Below are 8,098 nucleotides of genomic sequence, written 5' to 3'. Positions count from 1 at the left end.
GGCCGCCCGCCCACCGTGGTCGTGCAGGCCATTGGCCGCACCCCGGGCCCACGCCGCCCGCCCTATTACCCCACAGCCCCGCGGCCTGAGCAAGGAGTATTCGGCAACGAGTTTGGCTTTTAAACCCCAACACCTATGGCATCCATTTCCGTAAACGCGTTACTTGATCTGATTTCAAAGAAAATCAGAAACAAATTTCTTAAGCTCTCCATCAAGCCATCCGACATGGCTGATGTACTAGAGAAGATTGTAGAGTTGGTTACCGAGGAAGTAGCGAAACGCTACACCAAGGAAGAAGCAAACCTCACCTTCGCTAAGAAAGGCGAGGTTTCGGATGGTATCAGCAATATTGATCTGTCCGGCTTCGCTACGAAAACGGACCTTACAACAGTCGTAAGCTCAGAACTGGCAGGTTATACTACCAAATCCGAACTTACTTCGACTGTTGCGGCTCAGACCAGTTCGGTTGTTTCTTCTCTGATCGGGGCGGCTCCCTCTGCCTTGGATACGCTAGGAGAAATAGCCCAGCAGATAGCGAAAGACCAAACGGGGGTAGCTGCCATCTTGAGCACGCAGAATCAGCAGGGTACGCAGTTGCAAACGACGCTTACCCAGTTGCAAACCCTACTGGCGCAGATGCAAAGCGCCCTGTTTATAGACCCGGCTACGGGCTATACCAGTTCGGAGAAGTTGCCGCCTCCTACTGCGGAAGAGATCATAGCCCTAGTTGGCCTACTGAAGCCTGAGCTTGATAAGGTCTATGCTGCCATTGGAAGCACCACAACGCCTACTACACCTACCACGCCAACCGTTACGCCGCCTACGGCGCTTGATATCACAGCAACGCCTGGTGATGGCCAGGTAGTTATTACGGCTACTGGTGGTGTTGGTACAGGCGTAACGCTAGCACTCTACCGCGGCACCTCAGCAAGTGGCACCCTCATTGCCAGCAGCTTCCCTTTCACGGATACCGGCCGCCCCAATGGTACCGCTGTCAGCTACTTCGCTACGGCCACTAATGCCGGCGGCTCCGTATCCGATGCGGCCAGTGCTACTCCCATGGCAGCTACCACCACGCCTACCACGCCCACTACTCCGACAACACCAGCTGGTGCAGTGAGTGATACGTTCACCCGGGCTGACTCGGCAACTACGCTTGGCAATGCGGACACGGGGCAGACGTGGGTAGTCGATGCCAACGGTGTGCTGGGTGTTCGCAGTGGCACGGCCTACCTGGTGAGCGGTAATGGTTACGCCTTCCTGCCTGCACCCTCAGCCAACATGCGAGTGCGCGCAAAGCTTGTCTTCGGGGCAAGCATCGTTTCCCAGGGCATCATCTTCAATGCCATCAATAAGGCCAACCGCTTGGTGCTAGTAACGGAAGCTGGCACAGGTAAGCTGAATCTACTGCGAGTAGAAAATGATGGGGCAACATCCCTAAAGATCACGTCCACTGCACTCGTTTCTCCCAACTCGACGCCCGAATTTATGGTCGAATCGGTGGAGCGCGCCGATGGCTCCGGCCGGGATGTGCGCTGCTATGTAGACGGCGTACGCATAACCGACTTGGACTACTACTTCAACACAACCGAGATGGTGAAGTACCGGACATGGAACATGGCTGGCTACCGCTGCGGGGCTGTGTTGGCTGGCACTGGTCTGGATCGTATCGACATTGACGCTATCGTATAATGGCGACGACGTTCCGACTCCGATTCGACCCGAAGAAGAAGCCAGGGATAGTGGTGCCACCGCCCACTACCCCGGCCGGGAACCGTGTACGCATTACGGCCACCTTCGCTAGTGCACCTGTTGCGCCGGCTATCGTCATTGCCGACATGCTAGCTGATGCCCGGCTAGCCGTGGTGATGCACAAGGATGATTCGTACTATCCTGACTTTACTGAGGTTTTTCCCAATGTGCGGGACTTGACCACCAGCGACAACGCTGGTGGTACCATTCCGGTTGGCTACGGCTTTGCCACCATTGCCGGTGCTCCTACGCAGAACCTGCACCACACGCCTGAGCGCAACGGGCAGCCTGGCTCTAGCACTACCTGGCCTGAGTACCGGGAAATGTACGAGAACTATCCTCAGTTCGCGCCGACCAACCACAGCCAGAACCACGATAACAAGCTTGGTACTTGGCTGCAAGAATTTCAGGTAGGACACGAAACTATCGTGCGCGAAACGGGGCGAGTGCCAAGTACGATGGCCGTTGTTGCAGGCATTCCCGGCCAGGTGGAGCCGACCATTAGCGTCATGGGGTACGATTTGGCGCTCTCCACCAATTTTGATGGTACGGGCGCGGGCATCTATCAACCGGATATTTTCTGGGGCGAGGAAATCAATATGACCACCTACGACAAACCGTGGGTGGTTTCCAATCGCTTCTTGATGGATGGCAAGCTAAGCCAGACGGGCTTTAGTGAACTTAACTCTTGGCGCGACAAACATTTGACGCTAGCCAAAACTAAAAAGCACGCGGCCCCAATCTTCGGCCATAACCCCTACGTGGGCTCGGGCATCTTGCTGCGTCAGTACATCCAAGGCTTTATTAGCAAGGCTTTGGAAGTAGGCGTAGCGCTATGGATGCCCAACCCCCAGCAGCTGGCAGACTACCGCCGGCAGAAGCGGTTGGCTAAAATCAGTGCGCCTGTCATTGTCGGGAATACAGTAACCTGGGAAGTAGAACTAGCTGCGTGCTTCTATCAGGACCTAAGCTATCTGCTGGCAGGTGGCCCTATACTGAACGTAAAAGTTGAGGGCGCCCGTAGCTCTACCTTCAACGCAACCAGCAACCTGCTCAACGTGCTGAAGCTGGAAGGGGAAGGTTCTTTACCGACCACTACGCCCGTGGTGCAGCGGCTAACGGGAGAGATACCGGTAAATGCTCCGATGGAAATTGTGTCGTTGCAAGCGCCGGCTACCGACTATTTCAGCCGGGCGTTTGATGCCGACACGGCTTTCAACGAAAACTCTACTTTCTACAACGGCAAGTTCAAGACGGCGAATGATGAACTCTACAGCGTTTCCCGGCATAAGTTCTTGCCCGGCTTGCGCCCAAGCATTCAGACCATCACCATTGGCGACACGCGTCCCTATGGCTTTGACCTGACGATTTCGGAAGTAAAGAAAACGGGGGAAGAAGTAGTGCTCACGCGCTACACAGGCGGCACGCGCCACGTTGCCACGGTGAAAACTGACCCTGATTCGTACTTGAAGTATACGCTGATCGGTGCCAATTCGCCTTCGCTCATCAAGTACGAAGGCGAGTACAACAACGTCTCCTATCCAGCAATCCCAGCCCGGGTGAAGTACGACTTCGAAAACTTCACCTTGGTACATGCTCACTACTTCGAGCTGGTGAATGGGGAAGGGGTCAAAGAAGACGTGTACCAGAAGTGGGTACGATTTGGCGGGGGGCGGGTGTACGATGATGTAAAGAACCTCAATCCGGTAAAGGATGAGTTTGTCTTCAACATCGACGCGGCTGGGCGCAAGCTCGATGCGCTGATGAAGCGTTTTCACGACGACAACGCTATCGTCGTGTTGGACGTGAAGGAACTGGCCCCGTGGCATTTAAACCTGTACGATGCCGCCGACCGCTTTACTACGGAGTGGCCGCCCGTGCTGCCTCCCTACGCGAACCGCCTCAGTATGGAAGCCTGGGCGTGGGTGCGTGACTTGGCCTTCCAGATTACGGCTCGGTATGGCAGCAACAAGAACCTGGACCCGGCTATCGTACACTCCCGCACCAACCAGCTCTACCCGGGCAACTTCGAGCTTTTCTACACGGAAGAAATCGGGCTAGGCTACCTCAAGATTTTGGAAATCTGGAATGAGGTAGACAAAGACTGGAAAGGAACCAAGGTGTTTACGTCGGGGGCGGAGTATGCTTACTTTGCTTACTCGGTGTGGTTGGGCGTGCATGATGCCGACCCCACGGTCCTAGTATCCAATGCAGGCACCGCTTCGGTAACGCCCGACTGGTTGATAGATTGCGTGGAAACGATGGCGAAAATTGCGCCCTTGAATCCGGACGGTACCCCCTTGATTCCGTGGGATATTCTACAGGTGCACGCCTATAGCAATACGGGTAGTGGGCAGCAAAATACCGACGAGAAGACCCGGGCGCAAATGCCTGAGTTGTCTAATCTAGGGCGTGAACTAGACCGCTTGCAGGAAGCCAACGCGCGATTCATGGGCGATAAGCCTATGTTTATGGGCGAGATCGGCACTTGCTGGAAGATCAACTACGTTGATAATGACGGGGTGAACGTGCATGAGGTGCAATCAAAAGCCCTGGTGTATCCACCCGCGGGCAGCAACTGGACCCAGAAAGAATGGCAAGGGGTGCACTGCCTGCGTACCGCCTTCTTCCTGTGCTTCCGCGGTGGCTTCCAATACGTGTCACACTACCAGCTGAGTGACGACAACCCTTCCGAGCCCTACCAGACCTATAGCACCATGGGGGTAACGGAAACGGTTACGGCCGCCGATGGCACAAGGACCGTGCAATACCGTCCCAATGGCTACTTACTGGTGCAGGCTCGGGAACTGCTCAAGGGCTACCGTCACGTCGATACCCTCAGTCCGCTAGTTGACCGCATGCAGAATGCGGCGGGCCGCACGGCCTACGTGATCTACTCGAAAACCGAAAATAATAACTCGGTACCCTTCTCGCTGGCCTTGCCCAAGGCAGGCACGCGCTATGATTTCAGCCTGCATAGCGACACGCCCACGGCATCTGCCGTCGTGGCTGGCAACTACAGCGCTGCGGCTACGGAGCTGCCCTTCGTGGTGGTGCTCAACCCCTAAGCTTCTCTCCATTTCTTCCCCTCTTTGCTATAGCTTTTTCCCGATGACAACGCGCACAGAAGCGGCGGCTGAAAAGATAGCCTCTCGCGAAAGCTTACAAACTAAAAACTGGATTCTCGCTGGGGTAGTCGGCGGCTTGCTTCTGTTCGTGCAAGCACTTATGACCTTCATCATGAGCAATGCGGCCACCAAAATGGACGTGTACTCGAAAGGCCTGAGCGAAGTGCTGACAGCCGTGCAAGTCATGAACGCCCGCAATGAGGCGCTGACCCAGCGAGTGGCAGAATTAGAGAAAGCAAAGTCTGATGCCAATGCTGTCCATGCCAACATTGACGTGCGCCTGCGCTCGGTAGAGCAGCGGGCAGCAATACATGACCAGTGGATGACCACCCATAAATAAGCTAGTCCATGACAGTACAGCTACCGACGCTCCAAGAAAACCATTGGCACTACCTACTAGGTACTGGCATAACCGCTCTGGTGTACTGGTGGCTCCGCTCCGAGCTGACCCCGCGCCGCGTCATCAGCATTTTCGAGACGGAAGGCGTGCTGAGCGCCCGCCAAATCCTGGCCTGGGTGCTAGCCATCTTCACGATGTGCATGCTGGCCGCGGGCCGCATTAGTCCCTCACAGGCGGAAAGCTTGCTCTTGATTCCGCTGGGCCTCTTCGGGTTTGGCACCTTGCCCAAAGTTGCCGACAAGCTGAAGGCCCTAACAACGGTCAATGCCCGCCAAGTTAAGGCGCAGGTAGAGACGGACTCTCTGACCATGAACGGGGCCACTGTAAACGACACCATCCCGCCCGGCGGGCCTAAACTCTACTAACCTATGGCCGACTTTAAACTCGCCTACGCCATCACCGCCCGGCATGAGGGTGGCTACGCCAACAGCCCCCACGATACCGGCGGGGAAACCATGCTCGGCGTTTCGCGCAACAACTTCGCTAACTGGGAGGGCTGGGAAATAGTCGATGCCTTGAAGCGCCAACCGGGCTTCCCCGGTACGGCCAACAGCAATGCGGCGCTTAAGACGCTGGCAGCCGCCTTTTACAAGGGCACCTTCTGGGACGTGTTCCGCCTCGATACGGTCAAGCATCAGGGCATTGCCAACGAGCTGTTTGATACGGCCGTGAACATGGGTGTTAGCCGGGCCGCGCAGTTTTTGCAGCGGGCCATCAATGTCACCAACAACCGGGGGCAGTACACGGTGGACATTCAGCAGGATGGCAAGGTTGGCCCCGCTACCATCAATGCCCTCAATAAGCACGCCTACCCAGAAATGGTGCTAAAGGTGCTTAACGTGCTGCAAGGCGAATTCTACGTGCGCCTGGCGGAGCGCAACCCCACCCAGGAAATCTTCATGCGGTCCTGGCTGTCGCGCGTCTCGCTGGCATTGGTGGGCCTGGTGCTCTGTGCCAGCTGCACGGTCTACCCACCGACCCAGGCGGGTACCATTTCCAAGAAGGGCATGCCGACGGTGCGTGATCAGCACCCCGAGAAGCGGCACTTCTAATAAGGTGTGCGCTGTATTGATTCACGAACAAAAAAACCTCGACGGTGAGTCGGGGCTTTTCTGTAAAATCAGACTCGTCATGCGAAGACTGTTTGTATCTTTAAGAGTTTTATCGCTCTGCTATTGTAGTCTGCTATGCCTGATTCAATTCGTTCTACTGTATCTCGTAATATTCCAATTAATCTTAAAAAAATCCTACGTCGAGTTCGCCGCCCTATCCGGCGGTTTCGCTTACGCCACACGACGCAGTATCATCTCTTCGTCTTTGGGGGCCGTGGGCAATACTGGGTTGGTGTGGGCCAAGAACTGTACGCGAAGGAGCCGGCCTTTCGGGCGACTGTGCAGGCGTGTGAGACGGCTCTGGCGGAGTTAGGCGGTCCTTCGTTGCTCGCCAATTTTGATGGCACCGCTGGACCTGATTTTCTAGCCGACGAGGTGCGCATGCAGCACTTGATTGTCGTCGTGCAAGTAGCCTTGACGGACTTATGGCGGGCGCAGGGAATAGAACCCGATGCTAGCTGGGTATCAGCAGTGGGGAAGCGGCGGCAATGTATGCAGCGGGTGGGCTCACGTTGCGTGACACACTGCGAGTGAGCATGAGCCCAGCACTGGTTTGCCAAGTCGAAACGGCAACTTATGGAGCACTCGTCATTAATGTTGCCTTTGAGCAGGCATGTAGCTTAGCTGCTACCTGCCCAGTCGGGTTGCATGTTATTCAGGAAGCAGACGAAAGCCGGTGCTGTTTTTTTGTAAAACTAACCGATATGGTTGCCGTGAAAGCGTATGTACAAGAGCGCGGTTTCAAGGCCTATCAATTGCGTACTCCTCCCATTTGGCCTTACCATACACCAGTTCTCAAACAACACGAGGAGTTGCTCCGAGAACCATTGCGGCCGATTCAACCCCTGCCGACTCGTAAGCCCTGCTACTTAGCGACGCTCGGTCAGGTAGTTCCGGTCGGTACGATCCTTGACTCGGCGTACTGGTTACTGCCACCGCAGCTTCCCGTGCGGATGCATCAAACATTACAGGCGGCCTTGCAAGATGGCTACCGCGTATTTACTCCTCTCGGGGTAGCTCCCTTTCCGTATTCCAGTGTTGCAGGGCAGCGAGAAGGACTACGTGGCGTGGAGTTGTTAAGTGCTCTGGCGCCAGAAACTCCGGAATGGGAAACCTTCAAACAAACGCGCGAAACGTTGGCCGATTTGGGGCTAAAGCGTTAACCATCTACCATCAACAGGGGGCACGAGTAGATGTGCTGGCTAACCGTACTAATCTTCCAATTGAAACGCGCCGGCTGAAGCCTTACGCAAGCCTGGTTGAATTGCCGCACCTCGAATAAAAACGTGCCCGGATAGGGGAGTAGGGGGTGCTAGGCGAGGATAGCAATCCTGAAAAGGCACAGAAACGGGCACAGAAAGAAAAAACCCCTTGTAAATCATTGATTTACAAGGGGTTTTACTGATCAAGAGCCTCCTGTCGGGATCGAACCAACGACCTACTGATTACAAGTCAGTTGCTCTACCAGCTGAGCTAAGGAGGCCTTTTTGATATGACAAAACTAGTAGGTGAGTGGGAGTTTGCCAACTCTTGGGCAATAAAATATTATGAAAATATGGCAACTACCTGACAATCTACCTACTAAAAAAGGGTCCTGGCGTACGCCAGGACCTTTTTAGTAGGTAGATTGTCAGGCACTAGCTGCGAACTGCTTTTAGCTGCTTCTTAAGGGCATCAATACGGTGTTGCGCTTCATCGATTCGGCC

At 55.1% G+C, this 8,098-nt stretch carries 7 protein-coding genes and 1 tRNA gene; 7 read left to right on the top strand and 1 reads right to left on the bottom strand.

Features of this window, described 5'->3' with window-relative positions; all coding sequences use genetic code 11:
- Window positions 1–135 precede the first annotated feature (135 nt).
- The 7 genes from VI25_RS16910 (at window position 136) to VI25_RS16880 (ending at window position 7,555) form a co-directional block, all read left to right on the top strand.
- A complete protein-coding gene (locus tag VI25_RS16910) occupies window positions 136–1,692 on the top strand; it encodes a hypothetical protein (protein WP_152981674.1) in 1,557 nt (518 codons plus the stop codon).
- Complete coding sequence (locus VI25_RS16905; RefSeq protein ID WP_152981673.1) at window positions 1,692–4,820, top strand: hypothetical protein; 3,129 nt, start codon at window positions 1,692–1,694, stop codon at window positions 4,818–4,820. The genes VI25_RS16910 and VI25_RS16905 overlap by 1 nt, the downstream gene beginning before the upstream one ends.
- A gap of 43 nt (window positions 4,821–4,863) precedes the next feature.
- Window positions 4,864–5,220 (top strand): hypothetical protein, encoded by a 357-nt coding sequence (locus VI25_RS16900; RefSeq protein WP_045686890.1) that lies wholly within the window; start codon window positions 4,864–4,866, stop codon window positions 5,218–5,220.
- Between the two features lie 8 nt (window positions 5,221–5,228).
- A complete protein-coding gene (locus tag VI25_RS16895) occupies window positions 5,229–5,645 on the top strand; it encodes a hypothetical protein (protein ID WP_045686891.1) in 417 nt (138 codons plus the stop codon).
- A gap of 3 nt (window positions 5,646–5,648) precedes the next feature.
- Window positions 5,649–6,332 (top strand): glycoside hydrolase family 108 protein, encoded by a 684-nt coding sequence (locus VI25_RS16890; RefSeq protein ID WP_072144846.1) that lies wholly within the window; start codon window positions 5,649–5,651, stop codon window positions 6,330–6,332.
- A gap of 135 nt (window positions 6,333–6,467) precedes the next feature.
- Complete coding sequence (locus VI25_RS16885) at window positions 6,468–6,926, top strand: acyltransferase domain-containing protein (protein WP_072144845.1); 459 nt, start codon at window positions 6,468–6,470, stop codon at window positions 6,924–6,926.
- A gap of 2 nt (window positions 6,927–6,928) precedes the next feature.
- The gene (locus VI25_RS16880) at window positions 6,929–7,555 is read left to right on the top strand and encodes a hypothetical protein (protein WP_045686893.1); all 627 of its coding nucleotides are present in this window, start codon (window positions 6,929–6,931) and stop codon (window positions 7,553–7,555) included.
- A 247-nt stretch (window positions 7,556–7,802) separates the two neighbouring features.
- Here VI25_RS16880 and VI25_RS16875 read toward each other — a convergent pair.
- Window positions 7,803–7,875: transfer RNA gene (locus VI25_RS16875), tRNA-Thr, on the bottom strand.
- Between the last annotated feature and the right edge of the window lie 223 nt (window positions 7,876–8,098).

The organism is Hymenobacter sp. AT01-02 (assembly GCF_000961955.2).
GTDB lineage: Bacteria > Bacteroidota > Bacteroidia > Cytophagales > Hymenobacteraceae > Hymenobacter > Hymenobacter mucosus.
The sequence above is the reverse complement of the archived record's forward strand: the minus strand, read 5'-3'. Positions and strand labels throughout refer to the sequence as shown.